This window comes from Nocardioides sp., from assembly GCF_041393715.1.
In the GTDB taxonomy this organism is placed as follows: Bacteria; Actinomycetota; Actinomycetes; order Propionibacteriales; family Nocardioidaceae; genus Nocardioides.
Genome location: NZ_JAWKJQ010000001.1, coordinates 45288 through 63587, shown reverse-complemented (window position 1 = coordinate 63587; position 18300 = coordinate 45288). Strand labels below are relative to the sequence as shown.

Genomic DNA, 18300 nt, shown 5'->3' with positions numbered 1-18300 from the left:
GTCAGCCCTCGTCCGACTCCAGCACCAGGTCGGCCAGCTCGCGCAGGTCGGGGGTGAGGTGCTGCTCGGGGACGTCCACGTCGGCGCAGCCGGGCAGGCAGAAGGTGTAGGAGTAGCGGTCGGGCTGCGGCTCCCCGCCCCCCACCGAGGCCAGGTCCACCCGGTCGACCAGCTCGCGTACCCGCGCGGTGCGCGGCGAGGGCACCGCCAGGTCGACGGAGCCCGACCTCGTGAGGCCGGCGAAGCCGCCGGTGCGGCGGACGGCGACCTGCGTCGCCGCGGCGGAGGACCCTCGGCTGTCCGCGGGCGCGTCCTGCGCATCGACGGCGACCCCGACGGCCGTCCAGGCGGCCCTCACTGCCTCGGCATGCTCGCCGGCGGCGGCGACGGTGGCCGCGGCGAAGCCGGCGAAGTCGGTGGTCGGCCCGACGTCGGGTCCGGTGAGGGCGGCGTACCAGATCGCCCCGGCGCCGTCCCAGGACGTGCCGCCGATGCCGGTCGCGGCGAGGTGGAAGGCTCGGTTGGGGATGCCGGAGTTGAGGTGCACCCCGCCGTTGTCGTCGGTGGTCTGGACGTAGTCGTCCAGGTGCCCGACCTGCGGGTCCCGGCCGAGCATCGGGTCGTCGTAGGCGGTGCCGGGGTTGGCCATGTCGCGCAGCGCGCGCGCCCGGATGCCGGGGAGGAACAGGCCGGCGCCGATCAGCCAGTCGGCCTGGGTGACGTCCTGGCCGAGCATCCGCTGCTTGGCGCAGCAGGCGAAGACGTCGGACATCGACTCGTTGAGGGCGCCCGGCTGGTCGCGATAGACGAGGCCGGCGGTGTGCTCGGTGACCGCGTGGGTCAGCTCGTGGCCGAGCACGTCGACCGGCTTGGTGAACCGGTCGAAGACCTGACCGTCACCGTCGCCGAAGACGAGCTGGGTGCCGTTCCAGAAGGCGTTGTCGTAGTTGCGGCCGTAGTGCACGGTCATCACGACCTCGGCGCCCTCGCCGTCGAAGGACTCGCGCCCGTAGACCTCGGCGAACAGCGCGAGAGCGCCGGCGCCGCCGACCGCCGCCTCGTCCACCGCGGCGTCGCCGGTGGCCGGCTCGCCCGCTCCGCGCACCCGGAGGCCGGGCAGCGTGGTGCCCTGGTCGGCGGTGTAGACCGTCCAGGCTCCGTCGACCGCCTCGACGTGGGGCGCGTCGTCCGGGGCGGCCCGTCCGGTGCGGATCCCCTCGTCGAGAGCCAGCGACTCCGCGGCGGCCGCCGCCGCGGCGCCGCCGCCCCTGCTGGCCTGACCCGCGTCGGCGATCTGCCGCAGCACGAACGGCGGGACGAACTGACAGCGTGTGTGCTCTCCGAGACCCATGGCTGCTGGTCTACCACCCGGGGCCGACGCTCCACCATGGGTGAGGGTGGGGCTTGTCGTGGTGGAGGTTCATCATGTGAAGCAGGTGAGTTGTCACTTCCCACGGTGAGCTCACCGTGGGAAGTGAGTGTTCACCCACTGAACATGGTGAACCTCCGACCCCTCACCCCCGGTCGAAGTGGGCCACGATCCGCCGGTCGACGGCGTCGACGGTGACCCGGCCGCCGTAGGGCAGCAGCCACTGGGGGCAGGTGTGCCCGAAGTCCACGTCGAGGACCACCACCATCTCCGGGTGGTACGCCGACACGGCACGCAGCACCGCCTCGCGCTGCTCGGCGCGGACCCTTGCGGCGTCGGCCGCGGACGGGCGCGGCTCGCGGTCGCCGGCGTGCGGGCGCGCCCAGAGCAGCGCCGGGCACTCCGCGAGGATGCCGCGCTCCCCCAGGCTTCGGAGGATGTAGAACACCTCGGCGGCAGACGGCCGCTCCTCGCTCGCCTCGAGCAGCAGCACGTGGCCGGCGTACTCCTCGACGGGGCGGACGTAGCGCGAGACCGACAGCGTCCACTGCAGGATCTCGATGTTGCCGCCCCAGGTCGGGCCGGTCACGACCCGCGACGGCCCTGCCCAGGTCCACGGCTCGGCGGGCTCGACGGCGGGCCGGGCGGTGAACACCTCCGGACTGTCCCAGGGGACCCCGTTGTCCCAGGTGCCGGCCACCGGCGCCAGCTCCACGTCGCCGCCGAAGAGCGCCGCCCGCAACGAGGTCATCTGCTCGTGGTCCACCGCCGGGCCAGGTCCGAGGTGCACCTGCGTCGAGCCCCCGTGCACCGCCTCGACCCCGTGGAACGACAGCCAGGTGAGCAGGTTGGTGTTGTCGCTGTAGCCGAAGAACGGCTTGGGGTCGGCGGTCATCACCGCCGGATCGAGGTGGCGCAGCACGGTGATCTGGTCGTCGCCCCCGATGGTCGCGAAGACCGCCCGGATCGATGGGTCGCCGAACGCGCGGTGCAGGTCAGCGGCGCGATCCTCCGGGGTCGCGTCGCGCCGGGTGGTGGCGTACTCCACGGGCACCAGCCCGAGCTCGTCGCGGATCCGCTCCAGGGCGCGCTCGTGCACGTCCGGGAAGTACGCCGGCGCCGGCCACGACGGCGACAGCACCGCAACCCGGTCGCCCGGTCGCACCGCTCGGAGTCGCTCCATCGCGTCATTGCAGCACGATCGCGGCACCGCCCGCACCGTGGTTTCGCCCGACGGCGCAATCAGCCGTCGCCCCGCACCGCGTGCGCCCGCGCGCTCAGCGTGATCGAGCCGTCGGGGTCGGCCGGCAGGTCAGCGCGGAGCCGTTCGCGCAGCGCGTCGCGCACCTCGGACGCGAGTCCGGCCAGATAGCCCGGAGCCGGGCCGGTGCCGCCGAGGAACGGCGTCCACAGCTCGTCGAAGTCGGCGTACGTCTGCTCGGCGACGAGCTCGCTCGTCTCGACCCGGGTCAGCCCCGCCGACCGCCACAGCTCGGCGAGCGGTCCAGCCGCCGCGTCCGGGAAGCGGAGAGCCTCGTCGCGCCCGGCCGCCGGCGCGTCGACGGCGACGGCCGCGGTCCAGAAGTGGTGCAGCAGTCCCATGCCGCCGGCGTAGTCCCAGACGTACGCCGCCACGGTTCCGCCCGCCGCTGCCCGGGCCATCGCCGCCACCGCCGGGACGGGGTCGGGGAGGAAGTTCACCACCAGGCCCGACACCACGGCGTCGGCACAGCCCTGCTCCAGTCCGCCCGCGTCGCCCACCTCGAAGCTCGCCCGCGGGTCCGTGACCTGGGCGGTGGCCCAGCCGACGAACCCCTCAGCAGGGTCGACACCCCGCACCGACGCGGGCGCGGCGGTGCCGAGGATCGTGGAGGCGAGGGCGCCGGTGCCGCAGCCGATGTCGACCCAGCGCAGCCCGGCCGGAAGGTCGAGCCACGCGACGAACAGGGGGGCCACCGCCCTGCTCCAGCGGCCCATGTAGGGGTCGTAGCGGTCGCCCGCCACCCAGGCGTCGTCGCCCATGTGGCCCACCGTGGCCCTCGACCAGCGCTTCGTCAAGGTCGCCGTCGAGCGGTGTCGCCGGAGCCCGCGATGCTCGAGTGGGCACGCTGAGTCAGAGCAGCGAGAAGCGGTCGGGCAACGGCCGTCTCCCGGTGAGGGCGAGCAGGACGTCGCCGGCCGTGCCGTCGGCGGCGGCCACCTGGCCGAGGACGGCCAGCGTCTCGGCCGCCGCGGACGCGGGAACCTCGGCCGGGCATCCCAGCGCCGCGGCCAGGTCGGTGGTGTGCACGGCGATCTCGAAGGTCCGCGTCGGCAGATAGTCGGCCAGCCGCATCCCACCCACGATGCTGGTCAGCAGCTCCTCGCCGCTGCACCCGTCCACCAGCGTCAGCACCCGGTCGGCCATCTCGTGCAGCGCCGCGACCGGGTCGTCGCCGAGCGCCCGCCCCGCCTCGATGCCGCGATGGGCCACGCTCGGGCCGGCGACCTCGCGGGCCACCAGGTAGTAGCTGGCGGCGCTGTCGATCTCCACCCGGTCGGGCGTCTGCGCCAGGTAGGACTCCACGGTCACGAACGACCGGCTGGTGTGACCGACCAGCGCCCGGATGTCCCACTCCCCGAGCCCCGGCTGCTCCCAGCGGTCGCCGACCTCGCCGGCCGTCTCCAGGAACCACGCCGCAGCGTCGGCGTACGCCTGGACCGACTGCCGCCAACCGGTCATCCCTTGATCTCCGGGAAGTCCTCGTCGCGCCACTCGCCGGCGATCCGACCGGAGGCTGTGTCCTCGCGGCCGCGGAGCTCGACCCGGCGGATCTTGCCCGAGATCGTCTTCGGCAGCTCGGCGAACTCCAGCCGGCGGACCCGGAGGTACGGCGGCAGGTGCTCCCGGGCGTAGCCCAGGATGTCGCGGGCCGTCTCGGCGGTCGGCTCGTGGCCGGGCGCGAGCACGACGTAGGCCTTGGGGACCGCGAGGCGGACCGGGTCGGGGGCCGGCACCACCGCGGCCTCGGCCACGGCCGGATGCTCGATCAGCACGCTCTCGAGCTCGAACGGGCTCACCTTGTAGTCGGAGGCCTTGAAGACGTCGTCGGTGCGGCCGACGTAGGTGATGTAGCCGTCGGCGTCGCGGCTGGCGATGTCGCCCGTGTGGTAGAAGCCGCCGGCCATCGCGTCGGCGTTGCGCGCGTCGTCGCCCTGGTAGCCGGTCATCAGCGTCAACGGCTCGGCGGCCAGGTCGAGGCAGATCTCGCCCTCTCCGACGCCGTCGACGAGCTCGCCGGAGACCGGGTCGACCAACACGACGGGGACCCCCGGCAGCGGCCGGCCCATCGAGCCGGCCTTGACGGTCTGGCCGGGCGGGTTGGCGATGGAGGCGGTGGTCTCGGTCTGGCCGAAGCCGTCACGGATCGTCAGCCCCCAGTGCTTCTCGACCTGGCTGATCACCTCGGGGTTGAGCGGCTCGCCCGCGGCGATCGCCTCGCGCAGGCTGCCGCGCCCGGCCGAGAGGTCGGCGTTGATCAGCATCCGCCACACCGTCGGAGGAGCGCAGAACGTGGTGACGTGCTCGTCGTGCAGCTGACCCAGCAGGGCGGCGGCATCGAACCGCGAGTAGTTGTAGACGAACACCGTGGCCTCGGCCAGCCAGGGCGCGAAGAAGTTGGACCACGCGTGCTTGGCCCAGCCTGGCGAGGAGATGTTGAGGTGGACGTCGCCGGGTTGCAGCCCCAGCCAGTAGACCGTCGACAGGTGCCCGACGGGGTAGGACCGGTGGGTGTGCTCGACCAGCTTGGGTCGGCTGGTCGTGCCGGAGGTGAAGTAGAGCAGCAGCCGGTCGGTGCTGGCATTGCCCGGGTGCGGGACCGGCGCCGGCTCGGCGTCGTAGGCCGCCGCGAGGTCGAGCCAGCCGTCGGCCTCCCCGACGCTCACCTTGAGGTAGTCACCGGGCACCCCGGCGAACTTCTCGGTGTCGGCCGGGTTGGCGATCACCGCGCGGGCCTCGCCGCGCTCCATCCGGTCGAGCAGCTCGGTGGTGCCGACCGCGGTCGTGGTCGGCATGATCACCGCGCCGAGCTTGAGCAGCGCCAGCATCGAGACCCACAGCTCGACCTGGTTGCCCAGCATCACGATGACGCTGTCGCCCCGCGTCACTCCGTTGACGCCGAGCCAGCGGGCGACCTGGTCGGAACGGTCGACCAGCTCGCCGAAGGTGTACGACGCCCGGTCACCGCCCTCCTCGACGATCACCAGCCCGGGTGCGTCGTTGCCGCGCGCCCAGGTGTCGAACCAGTCGTGGGCGAAGTTGAAGGCGTCGCCCACGTCCGGCCACCCGAACTCGGTCATCGCCCGCGGGTAGTCCTCGCGCAGGCTCACCACCTGGTCACGGACGGTCCTCATGCTCTCGGCAGGGGTCATGCGGCCATCATGGCGCGCGGCGCCACCCCATGCGACGCCGCGCGCCTCGCCGCCCCGAGCGCGACATGCCGGAAATGGCCCGCCGACATGCCGGAAACGGCTCCCCGAGATGCGGGAAATGCTCAGGTGAGGATCAGGCCGTCCTGCCAGTCGTGATGCTCGACCTGCGGGTCGTCGAACCATGCGCCACCCTCGCCCAGGTAGCGGAACCGGAAGGCCCCTCCCGCGGGCAGCGCGACCTTCACGCTGCGGGTGCCGTTGCTGCGGCGTACCAGCGTGTGGACGCCCGGCGTCCAGTCGTTGAAGTCGCCCACGACCGACACCCTGCCCGCGGGCTCGGCATCGGACAGGACGAAGGTCACATCGGCGTTCCCGGCCTTGCTCTGCTGCTTGATCATCGGCACTCCCTCCGAAGAATTTGATCGTTCCAATTGTCGCGCACGACCACCTCGAAGCCTGGCGCCGCGCCGAAGCATGAGACGCCCAGCACCCCGAACCGGTGCTCCCCGAAACGGCGCCGGTGTCCCGCGAGACGGCAGTGCTGCCAGCCGAAACGGCACTTCCGACACGTCGGCCGGCCCGTTCCCGCATCTCGGGCGACCATTCCCGACATGTCGGCCGACCAGTTCCCGCATCTCGCGCGACCATTCCCGACACCTCGGGCGACCATGTCTCCCGACACGTCGGGCGACCATCGGTCGGGCGACCATTTCGGCATGTCGCGGAGCGGGAGGGTCAGCAGGGGCCGAGCGTGATCGGAGAGGTCCTGCCAGCAGCCGGGCTCGGTCTGGCGTCCTGCAGCACCAGGTCCGAGCCGTCGATCACCCAGAGCCGCACCTCGAGGGTGGACGGGGACGGGAACGGCTCGAGCGTCCGGTACGACACGAAGCCCTGACCGTCGACCAGAGCGATGCGCCTCTCGTCGGCAGGCCTCGCTGGCCGCGAGCCAGTGGCTCGTCGGCCCCGACTGAGCCGTTCTGGGTCCGGCAGCGGCGTGTGCCCTCGGCGCGTACGCGATAGACTCGACAGCGCCGTCTCACCGCCGCTCCCTTCGACACGACGACCTCCGCGCCCGTCGCCGTCGAGGTCGCGGACCGCGGCTCGAGGCCCCATTCAGCATGGTGTTCGGCAGCGGCTCGTCCTGCGCCACCCCGTCGGCCCAGGTGACGCGCACCTGCTGGTCGGCGTCGGTCCCCGCCGGCGGCATCAGCAGCTGGATCGACTCGTCCGCCCCGTCACCGTCGAGGTCGGCCCGGGTCTCGTCGACGACGTCGAAGGCCGTGTCGGTCGTGGCCAGCACCGTGGCCACCGACTCGAACACCTCGCCGTCGGCACAGTAGGACGCCCGCACCTCCACGCGGTGCTCCCCGGCACCCTCCACCGGAACCGCGAAGACCGACGAGGCACTGCCAGTGGGGAAGCGCGCTACGTACGTCGACACCTCTCCGCCCGGTTCGCAGGAGGCGTCCTTCGAGGCCGGGATCCCCGCGACCTCCTGGCCGTCCACGCTGAGGCGGACCACCGCGGGGCCCGCCGCGACCGGGCGCCCGGAGGCGTCGGTGTAGGCCGACGACCTGCCGGTGATGGTGACTCGGATGTCGAGCACCCCGGGCGCCACCGAGGTCACCTGCGGATGGACCGTCTGCGAGATCCCTGCCGGAGGCTGGGGCGCCGGCTGTGGCTTGTCGTCGACGGGCAGCACCCGCCACACGCCGAGGCCGACGGCCACCGCCGCCACGGCCGCCACGCCGATGGCGGCCACGCGGCGCTGCCGGGCCACCCGCACCCGCCGCCGGATGTCGGGCATCCGGTCGCCGGCGACCTCGCGGTCGGCGAGTCCGGCCAGCCGGTCCAGGCCCTCGAAGATCGGGTCGCGATCCGCGCCACTCATGACGCCTCCCCTTCGGCCTGCCCCAGCGCGGCGCGCAGGTGGGCGAGGCCCTTGCTCGTGTTGCTCTTCACCGTCCCGAGCGAACAGCCCATGATCGACGCCGTCTCCGCTTCGGACAGGTCACACCAGTGCCGCAGCACCACCGCTGCCCGCTGCCGGTCGGGCAGCGACCGCAAGGCCCCGAGCAACGCCTGGCTCTCCACCACGTCCGCCCCGTGGTCGGCCGCGCCGCTGAGCTCGGGGAGCTCGTCGGTCGCCCACTCCCGGTTCTTGTGCCGCCGCCACCAGGAGGTGCGCACCGAGACCATCACCTTGCGCAGGTAGGCGTCAGGGGCGTCGTAGGTCCGGACCTTGTCCCAGCGCGGATAGAGCCTCGCGTACGCCGACTGCACCAGGTCCTCGGCCGCTGCCAGGTCGCCGGTCAGCAGGAACGCCAGCCGCTGGTGCTTGCGCTCGCTGGCCCGCACGTAGGCCTCGAAGTCGACCAGCGGGTCGACCGCGGCCAGCGCAGCTCCGCCGGCGCTCGCCCCCGTGTGCTTCTCCATGTCCCCTGACACGCAGCCCCCGAGCCTTTGGTTGCCCGACGCCGGCGAGTTTCTCCCGCTCCCGGCGGATTCGGGCGGCGACACCCCGCGCGGATAGACTCGAGCCGCCGCGGCGCGGAGCGATCCCCGCGGCGCGCCACCACCCGTCGTACGCCGCGCACCCGGCGTCACCTCCGCACGAGCAAGGACACCCATGCCCACGACCCGCACCGACCTGCGCAACGTCGCCATCGTGGCCCACGTCGACCACGGCAAGACCACGCTGGTCGACGCGATGCTCCACCAGGCGGGAGCGTTCTCCGCCCACCAGGAGGAGGTCGGCGTCGCCGACCGGGTGATGGACTCCGGCGACCTGGAGCGGGAGAAGGGCATCACCATCCTCGCGAAGAACACGGCCGTGTCCTACGCCGGCCCAGCCGCCCTCGACATCGCCGGCGGCCCGGTGACCGTGAACATCATCGACACGCCCGGCCACGCCGACTTCGGTGGCGAGGTCGAGCGCGGGCTGTCGATGGTCGACGGCATCGTGCTGCTCGTCGACGCCTCCGAGGGGCCGCTGCCGCAGACCCGGTTCGTGCTGCGCAAGGCGCTCAACGCCGACATGCCGGTGGTGCTGGTGGTCAACAAGGTCGACCGGTCCGACGCGCGGATCGCCGAGGTGGTCGACGAGACCTACGAGCTGTTCCTCGACCTGCTCGACGAGAGCCACAGCCAGGACGCCCTCGACTTCCCGGTCGTCTACGCCTCCGCCAAGGCGGGCCGCGCCTCGCTGGAGATGCCCGACAACGGCGGGCTGCCCGACTCCCCCGACCTCGAGCCGCTGTTCCGCACCATCCTCGAGACCATCCCCGCGCCGACGTACGACGAGGGAGCGCCGCTGCAGGCCCACGTCACCAACCTCGACGCCTCGCCGTTCCTCGGCCGGCTGGCACTGGTGCGCGTCCACCAGGGCACCCTGATGAAGGGGCAGACGGTCGCCTGGATGCAGCGCGACGGCTCGACCTCCAAGGTCCGGGTCTCCGAGCTCCTGATGACCGAGGCGCTGGAGCGGGTGCCGGCCGCCGAGGTGGGACCGGGCGACATCGCCGCGATCGCCGGCATCCCCGAGATCATGATCGGCGACACCCTCGCCGACCCGGACAACCCGGTCGCGCTGCCGCTGATCACCGTCGACGAGCCGGCCATCTCGATGACGATCGGCACCAACACCTCACCGCTGGCCGGCCGGGTCAAGGGCGCGAAGGTCACCGCCCGGCTGGTCAAGGACCGGCTCGACCGCGAGCTGATCGGCAACGTCTCGCTGCGGGTGCTGCCCACCGACCGGCCCGACGCCTGGGAGGTGCAGGGCCGCGGCGAGCTGGCGCTGGCGATCCTCGTGGAGCAGATGCGACGCGAGGGCTACGAGCTGACCGTCGGCAAGCCGCAGGTGGTCACCCGTGAGGTCGACGGCAAGCTGCAGGAGCCCACCGAGCGGCTCACCATCGACGCCCCCGAGGAGTACCTCGGCGCCATCACCGAGCTGCTCGCCCTCCGCAAGGGCCGGATGGAGCAGATGACCAACCACGGCACCGGCTGGGTGCGGATGGACTTCGTGGTGCCGAGCCGCGGACTGATCGGCTTCCGCACCGAGTTCCTCACCGAGACCCGGGGCACCGGCATCGCCCACCACGTCTTCGAGCGCTACGAGCCGTGGGCCGGCGAGATCCGCTCCCGCTCCACCGGCTCGCTGGTGGCCGACCGCGCCGGCGCCGCGACGGCGTACGCCATGACCAACCTGCAGGAGCGCGGCGTGATGTTCGTCGAGCCCACCACCGAGGTCTACGAGGGCATGATCGTCGGCGAGAACTCCCGCGCCGACGACATGGACGTCAACATCACCAAGGAGAAGCAGCAGACCAACATCCGCTCCTCCACGGCCGACAACTTCGAGAAGCTGGTCCCGCCGCGCAAGCTGAGCCTCGAGCAGTGCCTGGAGTTCTGCCGCGAGGACGAGTGCGTCGAGGTCACCCCCGAGACGGTGCGGATCCGCAAGGTCAACCTAGACCAGAACGAGCGCGCCAAGGCCGCCGCTCGGGCCCGGCGGTCGCAGTAGCCACCGCGTAGTTTGACGCCATGGCCGAGGTCACGATGCAGGTGAACCTGTTCTGCCGCGACGTCGAGCGGACGCTCGCGTTCTTCGTGGCGCTCGGGCTGCCGGAGGCGTTCCGAGCACCCCACGAGGGCCAGGTCGAGCACGCCGAGGTCCAGGCCGGCAGCGCGCGGATCGGCCTCACCTCGATCGAGGCGCTGAGACGGCACACCGGCCTCGAGGCCACCAGCGGAACGACCGCCTCCAGCGAGGTCGTGCTGTGGTGCGACAGCGTGGACGACTGGCACGCCCGTGCGCTGGCGGCCGGGGCGACCAACCTGCGCGACCCGGCCGTCTCGCCCGACGGTCGGCTCCGCTTCTCCTGGGCGCAGGACCCGGAGGGCCACCAGGTGAAGTTCGTGGAGGAGGCCTGACGCCGAGCAGCCCCTCAGCCGGCGAGCGCCTGGCGGACCAGGCCGAGCAGCAGCAGGTCGAGACCGGCGCTGAACTGCGCCACGTCGTCGTGGTGGACGAACTCGTCGGCGACCGAGCGGACCCAGGTGAGCTCCTCGGGGGCGTCGGCCAGCCAGCCCTCCACCACGTCCTCGAGCTGCTCCTCCTGGGACCGTTCGCGGTCGGCACCTGCACCCTGCTCCGCCATCACCGAGGCCACGCCCAGCACGTAGCCCATCAGGGCGGTGCTCCCGTGGAACTGCTGGCGCGGCGTCAGGCCGAGGTCGGCCAGCGGCCTGCCGAGTCGCTCCCAGACCAGGAGGCCGTTGGACCCGCCGGCGAAGGCGGCCTGCGACTGCACGGCCAGCCACGGATGCCGGTCGAGCTGCCAGAAGAGCGCCATCGCCATCCGGCGCAGCCGGTCGACGGCGTCCAGCACGACCGGGTCGGAAGTCTCGAGGTCGACCTCCATCGGCGGTGACGGTACGTCGGCCGCGGCGCCGCCGGGCGGACCGGCCGCCTCCAACGCCCTGCCGATCAGCTCGTCGCAGGCCAGCTCGATCAGCTCGGCCTTGCCGTCGACGTGCCAATAGACGCTGCCCAACCCTCCCCCCAGCTCGGCCGCGAGCCCGCGCAACGTCAGACCGCCGATGCCGTCGCGGTCCAGCACCGCGATCGCGGTCTCGACGATCTGCTCGCGCGACAGGGTGACCCGACGGCCGGGTCGACGGTCACTCCGAGGGCGGGGCGGCATGGCCTCACCCTAGCGCCGACTTGCCGGATTTCGAACATCGTTCTATTCTCGAACACAGTTCGACTCGAACAACGTTCGACACCCAGTTCTCGGAAGGGAGGCCCCCGATGACCACCACCGCCTCGTCATCCACCGCCAGCACCACACCCACCACGACGTCCCCGGGCACCACGCCCGGCCGGCGCCCCAGGCCCACCTCCCTGTGGGCCGCCGCCCCGGCCCTGCTCGCCCTCTGCCTGACCATGCTGGTGGAGATGGTCGACAACTCCGTGCTCACCGTCGCGCTGCCGACGATCGGCCGCGACCTCGCCGTCGGCCCCACCGGCCTGCAGTGGATCGTCGGTGGCTACTCCCTCACCTTCGGCGGCCTGCTGCTCGTCGGCGGCACCCTCGGCGACCGGCTCGGCCGCCGCCGGATGCTGCTGGTCGGGCTGGCGGGCTTCGGCCTGTCCTCGCTGCTGGTCCTCGCGGTGAGCAGCGCCGGGCAGCTGATCGCGGTGCGCGCCCTGCTCGGCGTCTTCGCCGCCCTGGTCGCGCCCGGCACCATGTCGCTGACCTACCGGCTCTTCGACGACGACCAGCTGCGCCGCCGGGCGATCGGCCTGATCGTCAGCGTCGCGATGATCGGCGTCATCGTCGGCCCCGCGCTGGGCGGCCTGGCGGTGACCCACCTGCCCTGGCAGGTGCTCCTCGTGGCCAACGCGCCGATCGCCGCCCTTGCCTGGTGGGGGGTCCACCGGGGCATCACCGTCGACGACCCGGCCGACCTGCGACCCGGCGGAGCGGACCTGCCCGGCGCGCTGCTCTCGGTCGCCGCTCTCGCGACCGGACTGCTGACCTTCACGCTGGCCGTCGAGGACGGCTGGCTCGCGGTCACCACGCTCGCCTCCGCGCTGGCCGCGGCGCTGTGCGGCGCCGGCTTCGTGGTCCGCGAGCGGCGCACGACCACCCCGATGCTCGACCTGAGGCTCTTCTCCCGACCCACCGTGCGCGGCAGCGCCATCCTGCAGACCTCGGCGATGATCGCGATGGTCGGCGTCAGCTTCGCGGGGACCCAGCTGTTCCAGTACGCCTGGGGCTGGAGCCCGATGCTCGCCGGCTTCGGCACCCTCCCGCTGGTCGCCGGCATGTTCCTCGCGGGCCCGCTCACCGATGCCCTGGTCGACCGCCTCGGCCACCGGCGTACGGCGCTGGTGGGCGGGGGCTCGCTGCTGGCCGCGCTGCTCGTGCTGATTGTGGCGCTCGGTGCGGGCTATCCGCTCTTCGCGGCGGGCCTGGTCCTACTCGCGGTCGGCATGCGGGTGGTGATGACCACCTCGGCGGTCGCCCTGATCGAAGCGCTGCCCGAGGACCACACCTCCCTCGGGTCCGCGCTCAACGACACCGCACAGGAGATCGGCAACTCCTTCGGCGTCGCGGTGATCGGCACCGTGACCGCGGCCGTCATGGGCACCACGCTGCCGACGTCCGGTTGGTCGCAGCCGGTCGTCGAGGAGTTCCTGCGCAGCCAGCGGATCGGCTTCGCCATCCTCGCCGGCCTGGTGGCCGTGATCACCGTGGTGGGCACGCGGGTGCTGACCGACTCACACGCGACCGAGGAGCACTGACACCTACGTCGCAGCCGCGGCCAGGCTCTCGAGGGTCTGGGCCATCCCGTCCCGGGTGTACGGCGTCCGGTCACCCACCCCGGTGGCCAGGGCCGCGATGGGCACGAACCAGCGCGGCCGCCGGTCGGCCCACGACTCGGTCACCCGGCACCCGGCGGGCACGGCCTCGAGCTCGTAGGTCCACTGCGAGATGGGCACCGGCCCGAGGTCCACCCGGAAGGCGAAGCGTCGACCGGGCTCGGCGTCGACCACCGTCACCAGGGTGCTCCAGGAGTGCCAGCCGTGCCGGTTCCGGCCACGGAACCGGGCGCCGGGGCTGGCCTCGGCGGCACCATCGAGCCAGCGGCCCCCCTGGTTCTCCGGCGACCACTCCCCCATCCGCGGGAGGTCTGCCACCATCGCGTAGAGGGTCTCGGGTGACGCGGCGATCTCCCGACTGACGGACACGCGGTCGCCCATGGTGCGACCCTAGTCCCGAGCAGGTTCGCTGGCTACGACGTGGGCATGCCCTGGTCCACCCAGGCGGCGAAGCCGCCCTCGATGAAGTAGACGTGCTTGAAGCCCGCGTCGTGCATCTGGGTCGCGGCGGCTTCGGCGCCGGTGCCGTCGGCGTCGTAGAGGAAGTAGCTCACCGAGGGGTCCCAGCCGGCCATCGCGTCGGCCAGCCCGTCGCTGCCCACGTCGACCGCCCCGGGCAGGTGTCCTGCGGCGAACTCGTCGGCACCCCGCAGGTCGACGACCACGGCTCCGCTGCCCGACTGGCGGGCGAGCAGCTCGTAGGCGCCCCGCGGGATCAGCGGGATCACCGGCGCACCGAGCTCGGCGGCGTCGGGCGCGTCGACGTCGACACCGAAGTCGTCCTTGAGCCGCTGCTCCAGGTCGGCCTGGCTGAGCATCCCGCCGGCGAAGTCGACCAGGTTGCCGTCGGCGTCGTAGAACGCGGTGACCGGAAGTCCCTGCGAGCCGTACGACGACCACTGGTCCGCCGCGGGCTCCTGGCCGATGTCACGGGCCAGCGCGAAGCCGGCGCCGGCGAGGTCGAACCGACTGGCCATCGCCGCGCCGTCGCCGGTGTCGTTGGTGTCGACGCCGACGAAGGCGACCTGGCCGTCCGTCGCCTGCGCGACCTGCACGAAGCCGGGCAGCTCCTCGTTGCAGTAGACGCACCACGAGGCGAAGAAGTTGACCACGACCGGCGTGCCGGCGTAGTCGCCGAGGTCGACCGGCTGGTCGTCGAGCAGGCCGGGCAGCCGGAACGACTCCCGCGAGGCGTGGTAGGCGCCGTCGACGGTGCTGCCCCCGCCGGCGTCCCGCAGCGCCAGCACCCCCACGGCGGCGAAGACGGCGAGCGCGGCGGCGACCACCGCGACAACCCGGAGGCGCTGTCGGCGCGCGGCCTCGGCCTTGAGGGCGGCGGTCCGGGCCTCACGCTGCTCGGCGCGGGTCTGGGTGGAGGTCATGGGTGGTTCCTTTCGGGGTGGGCGTGGCTCAGCCGAGGCCCAGCAGGCCGTCGAGACCGAGGGCGGAGAGGATCGACTGGGTGGCGGTGGTCACCAGGGACATCCGGTTGAGCGCCAGCAGCACTCCGAAGCCCGCGAGCACGACCGCGGACGCGGCCGTGATCGCCGGGAAGTGCCGTTTCACGAAACCGAAGGTGCCGGCCATCCGGTCCAGCGCCAGCGCGGCGGCCAGGAACGGCACGGCCAGTCCCGCGGAGTAGGCGACCAGCATCAGCCCACCGCGGCCCAGCTGACCGGTGCTCGCGGCGACGGCCAGGATGCTGGTCAGCACCGGCCCGATGCAGGGGGTCCACCCGAAGCCGAACGCCACCCCGGCCACCGGGGCCGCGAACGGGCCGAACCGGTCGAGCTGGGGGTGCCAGCGCTTCTCCTGATAGAGCCACGGAGCCTGCACCGCCAGCGACGCGAGCAGGAACAGCGCCATCGCCAGCACCACCAGCCCGGAGATCCGGGTCAGCAGCACCTTGTTGGCGAGCAGTGCCCCACCGGCGGCCGTGACCGAGAGCCCGAGCAGCACGAACACGACACTGAAGCCGAGGACGAAGCCGAGCGAGGTCTTCAGGACCTGACCGAGGTGCGACCGTCCCCCCTCCTGCACCGAGGTGACGCTGAGCCCCGTCACCACGGAGACGTACGCCGGCACCACCGGCAGCACGCACGGGGACAGGAAGGACAGCAGGCCGCCGACGAAGGCGCCGAGCAGGCTGAGTTCGGCTCCGGTCATGGCGCGGCTGGATCCTCGGGTCGGACGGACGGGGCCCGACCACTATACCCCGGGGGGTATCAAGCGCCGGATCCTGACAGCTCCTCGTCAGCGACCGGCCGGCTTGACGGCGAGGTAGCGGTGCACGCTCCCCCAGCCACCGACCTCCTCCTCGGTGACGTCGAGGCCGGCGTCGGCGAGCAGCGGGGCGACGTCGCGCACCAGGTCGCCGAACGGCTTCCAGAACCACTGGACCAGCGCCGTCCCGCGACGGTTGCCGTCACGCGGGAACGCGATGTCGACGAGCACCAGTCGGCCACCGGGCTTGAGCACCCGGGCGAGCTCCGCCGCGGCGGCCGCGCCGTCGGGGTAGCCCGTGAAGGCCATCGTGTTGACCACCGTGTCGAAGGTCGCCTCGGGGTAGGGAAGGGCCTCGACGCTGCCGAGCCGCAGGTCGGCCTGCTTCCCGGCCCTGGCCAGGTTGCGGGCGGCCACGTCGAGCATCGCCGGGTTGAGGTCGAGCCCGTCGGTGCGGAACCGGTCGGCGTACTGCGTGAGGAGCCAGCCGGTGCCGAAGGAGACCTCCAGCACGCGAGGCCCCTCGATCAGCGGGATGGCCGTGCCGAGCCAGCGACGCCAGACCGGCAGCGACTTGGCGACGACGTCGTAGACGCGGGCGAAGCGGGAGTAGAGGCGGTCGTTGCGACGCGTGTAGGCCCGCGGGTCGGCGGGTTCCTCGGAGTACCTCGGCGCGGCGGGGGGCATCACCGCGATCCTCCCACGCCCGGCGGAAACCGGTTGCCCGCCGTGGGTCGGCGACCTAGCGTGCCGGGATGGGCAGCCGACTGGTCGCACTCGCCTGCGACGCCCGCGACCCCGGGCAGCTGGCCCGGTTCTGGGCCGGGCTGCTCGGACGTGACCTCGTGGGCGACGCCCGCGGTCCGCTGCTGCCGGGCCCACCGGGTGAGGTGGCGCTGCGGTTCGTGCCGAGCGACAGCGTGAAGTCCGGGCAGAGCCGCGTGCACCTGCACGTGACCAGCGAGACTCCCGAGCACCAGGCGGCGTCGGTGACCCGCGCGCTCGACCTCGGCGGGCACCACGTCGACGTGGGACAGCGCCCCGAGGAGGGGCACGTGGTGCTTGCCGACCCCGAGGGCAACGAGCTCTGCGTCATCGAGGCCGGCAACGCCTTCCTCGCGGGGTGCGGCCTCCTCGGCGAGCTGGCCTGCGACGGCACCCGCGCCGTGGGCGTCTTCTGGAGCCAGGCGCTCGACTGGCCGCTGGTGTGGGATCAGGACGAGGAGACCGCGGTGCAGTCGCCGGCCGGCGGCACGAAGATCGCCTGGGGCGGGCCGCCACTGGTGCCGAAGCACGGCCCCAACCGGCAGCGCCTCGAGCTGGCGACCGACGACCTCGACGCCGAGGCCGACCGGCTGGTCGCGCTGGGCGCCACCCGGCTCGCGTCGTACGACGGCCGCGTCGAGCTGGCCGACCCCAGCGACAACGAGCTGTGGCTGACCCGGTCCTGAGGGGCTAGCCCAGTGGCGGCTCGGTCTTCTCGCGCACCTCGTCGGCGGTGACGTCGGGCGCCAGCTCGCGCAGCACCAGGCCGGCGTCGGTGACGTCGATGACGGCCAGGTCGGTGATGATCCGCTGCACCACGCCCAGGCCGGTCAACGGCAGCGAGCACTCCTCGACGATCTTGTAGGACCCGTCGCGCGCGACGTGCTCCATCAGCACGATCACCCGCTTGGCGCCGTGGACCAGGTCCATGGCACCGCCCATGCCCTTGACCATCTTGCCGGGGATCATCCAGTTGGCGATGTCACCCTTCGCCGAGACCTGCATCGCGCCCAGGATGGCGGCGTCGATCTTGCCGCCACGGATCATCCCGAAGCTCGTCGCCGAGTCGAAGAACGACGCCCCGCGGCGCAGCGTGACGGTCTCCTTGCCCGCGTTGATCAGGTCGGGGTCGACCTGGTCCTCGGTCGGGTAGGCCCCGACGCCGAGGATGCCGTTCTCGCTCTGCAGCACCAGCTCGACGTCGTCGGGGACGTAGTTGGGCACCAGCGTGGGCAGCCCGATGCCGAGGTTGACGTAGGACCCGTCGGCCAGCTCGCTCGCCGCCCGGGCGGCCATCTGCTCGCGCGTCCAGCTCATCGGGCCACCCCCTCGGAGACGGTGCGCTTCTCGATCCGCTTCTCGGCCGCCTGCTCCGGGGTCAGCGGCACCACCCGCTGCACGTAGACCCCCGGCGTGTGGATCGAGTCGGGGTCGAGCTCGCCGGGCTCGACCAGCTCCTCCACCTCCGCGATCGTCACCCGGCCGGCCATCGCGGCCAGCGGGTTGAAGTTGCGGCTGGACTTGTTGAACACCAGGTTGCCGTGCCGGTCGCCGCGCCAGGCGCGCACCAGCCCGAAGTCGCAGACGATCGCCTCCTCGAGGACGAAGTCCTTCGCACCCTCGGCCGTGGCGAAGGAGCGCACCTCCTTGGCCGGCGAGGCGATGGCGACGTTGCCCTCGTCGTCGTACCTCCACGGCAGCCCGCCGTCGGCCACCTGGGTGCCGACCCCGGTCGCCGTGAAGAACGCGGGGATGCCCGACCCCCGGCGCGCAGCCGCTCGGCCAGCGTGCCCTGCGGGGTCAGCTCCACCTCCAGCTCACCGGCGAGGTACTGCCGGGCGAACTCCTTGTTCTCGCCGACGTAGGACGACACCATCCGCCGGATCCGCTTGTCGCGCAGCAGCACGCCGAGTCCCCACTCGTCGACGCCGCAGTTGTTCGACACCGCCTCCAGGTCGACCACGCCCGCATCGTGGATGGCCTGGATCAGCACCGACGGGATGCCGCACAGACCGAAGCCCCCCACGGCCAACGACGATCCCGAGGTGATGTCCGCGACCGCCTGCGCGGCCGACTCGACGACCTTGTCCATCGCTCTCCTCCTCCTGCCTCGTCCCGAGGCTAGTGCCGCGCG

General features: G+C 72.6%; 18 protein-coding genes and 1 pseudogene. 4 read left to right on the top strand and 15 right to left on the bottom strand.

Annotated elements, in window-relative coordinates:
• Position 1: 1 nt before the first annotated feature.
• The 8 genes from R2740_RS00330 to R2740_RS00295 all read right to left on the bottom strand — a co-directional run bounded on the left by R2740_RS00330 (position 2) and on the right by R2740_RS00295 (position 8218).
• Entirely contained in the window at positions 2–1351 is a 1350-nt protein-coding gene (locus R2740_RS00330) for a protealysin inhibitor emfourin (RefSeq protein WP_371300672.1), read from the bottom strand.
• 163 nt (positions 1352–1514) lie between these two features.
• Complete coding sequence (locus R2740_RS00325) at positions 1515–2552, bottom strand: LD-carboxypeptidase (protein WP_371300671.1); 1038 nt, start codon at positions 2550–2552, stop codon at positions 1515–1517.
• A 59-nt stretch (positions 2553–2611) separates the two neighbouring features.
• Positions 2612–3391 carry a class I SAM-dependent methyltransferase gene (locus R2740_RS00320; protein WP_371300670.1) on the bottom strand — a complete coding sequence of 260 codons (780 nt, stop codon included), beginning with the start codon at positions 3389–3391 and terminating at the stop codon, positions 2612–2614.
• A gap of 91 nt (positions 3392–3482) precedes the next feature.
• Positions 3483–4091 (bottom strand): maleylpyruvate isomerase N-terminal domain-containing protein, encoded by a 609-nt coding sequence (locus R2740_RS00315; RefSeq protein WP_371300669.1) that lies wholly within the window; start codon positions 4089–4091, stop codon positions 3483–3485.
• Positions 4088–5782: an AMP-binding protein gene (locus R2740_RS00310; protein ID WP_371300668.1), complete on the bottom strand. Its 1695-nt coding sequence runs from the start codon at positions 5780–5782 to the stop codon at positions 4088–4090. Before R2740_RS00310 ends, R2740_RS00315 begins: the two co-directional genes overlap by 4 nt.
• A 122-nt stretch (positions 5783–5904) precedes the next feature.
• The gene (locus R2740_RS00305) at positions 5905–6180 is read right to left on the bottom strand and encodes an isoamylase early set domain-containing protein (RefSeq protein WP_371300667.1); all 276 of its coding nucleotides are present in this window, start codon (positions 6178–6180) and stop codon (positions 5905–5907) included.
• A 638-nt stretch (positions 6181–6818) separates the two neighbouring features.
• Positions 6819–7673 (bottom strand): hypothetical protein, encoded by an 855-nt coding sequence (locus R2740_RS00300; RefSeq protein WP_371300666.1) that lies wholly within the window; start codon positions 7671–7673, stop codon positions 6819–6821.
• Complete coding sequence (locus tag R2740_RS00295; protein ID WP_371300665.1) at positions 7670–8218, bottom strand: SigE family RNA polymerase sigma factor; 549 nt, start codon at positions 8216–8218, stop codon at positions 7670–7672. The genes R2740_RS00300 and R2740_RS00295 overlap by 4 nt, the downstream gene beginning before the upstream one ends.
• Before the next feature lie 193 nt (positions 8219–8411).
• Between R2740_RS00295 and typA the strand changes: the two genes are divergently transcribed.
• A complete protein-coding gene (gene typA / locus R2740_RS00290) occupies positions 8412–10310 on the top strand; it encodes a translational GTPase TypA (RefSeq protein ID WP_371300664.1) in 1899 nt (632 codons plus the stop codon).
• Positions 10311–10330: 20 nt separating this feature from the next.
• Entirely contained in the window at positions 10331–10720 is a 390-nt protein-coding gene (locus R2740_RS00285) for a VOC family protein (RefSeq protein WP_371300663.1), read from the top strand.
• A gap of 14 nt (positions 10721–10734) precedes the next feature.
• Here the strand turns inward: R2740_RS00285 and R2740_RS00280 are convergent, their stop codons facing one another.
• Entirely contained in the window at positions 10735–11493 is a 759-nt protein-coding gene (locus R2740_RS00280; protein WP_371300662.1) for a TetR/AcrR family transcriptional regulator, read from the bottom strand.
• Between the two features lie 107 nt (positions 11494–11600).
• Between R2740_RS00280 and R2740_RS00275 the strand changes: the two genes are divergently transcribed.
• Positions 11601–13100: an MFS transporter gene (locus tag R2740_RS00275; protein WP_371300661.1), complete on the top strand. Its 1500-nt coding sequence runs from the start codon at positions 11601–11603 to the stop codon at positions 13098–13100.
• Between the two features lie 3 nt (positions 13101–13103).
• Here the strand turns inward: R2740_RS00275 and R2740_RS00270 are convergent, their stop codons facing one another.
• The 4 genes from R2740_RS00270 to R2740_RS00255 form a co-directional block, all read right to left on the bottom strand.
• Positions 13104–13559: an SRPBCC family protein gene (locus tag R2740_RS00270; RefSeq protein WP_371300660.1), complete on the bottom strand. Its 456-nt coding sequence runs from the start codon at positions 13557–13559 to the stop codon at positions 13104–13106.
• Between the two features lie 32 nt (positions 13560–13591).
• The gene (locus tag R2740_RS00265; protein WP_371300659.1) at positions 13592–14560 is read right to left on the bottom strand and encodes a rhodanese-like domain-containing protein; all 969 of its coding nucleotides are present in this window, start codon (positions 14558–14560) and stop codon (positions 13592–13594) included.
• Between the two features lie 28 nt (positions 14561–14588).
• Positions 14589–15344: a cytochrome c biogenesis CcdA family protein gene (locus R2740_RS00260; RefSeq protein ID WP_371300658.1), complete on the bottom strand. Its 756-nt coding sequence runs from the start codon at positions 15342–15344 to the stop codon at positions 14589–14591.
• Positions 15345–15431: 87 nt separating this feature from the next.
• A complete protein-coding gene (locus R2740_RS00255) occupies positions 15432–16088 on the bottom strand; it encodes a class I SAM-dependent methyltransferase (protein WP_371300657.1) in 657 nt (218 codons plus the stop codon).
• Positions 16089–16156: 68 nt separating this feature from the next.
• Here R2740_RS00255 and R2740_RS00250 point away from each other — a divergent pair, with 68 nt between their 5' ends.
• Positions 16157–16852, top strand: a complete 696-nt coding sequence (locus R2740_RS00250) for a VOC family protein (protein ID WP_371300656.1) — start codon at positions 16157–16159, stop codon at positions 16850–16852.
• 4 nt (positions 16853–16856) lie between these two features.
• Here the strand turns inward: R2740_RS00250 and R2740_RS00245 are convergent, their stop codons facing one another.
• Positions 16857–17483, bottom strand: a complete 627-nt coding sequence (locus R2740_RS00245; RefSeq protein WP_371300655.1) for a CoA transferase subunit B — start codon at positions 17481–17483, stop codon at positions 16857–16859.
• Positions 17480–18258, bottom strand: a pseudogene (locus R2740_RS00240) (CoA transferase subunit A). Before R2740_RS00240 ends, R2740_RS00245 begins: the two are co-directional and overlap by 4 nt.
• Positions 18259–18300: the final 42 nt, after the last annotated feature.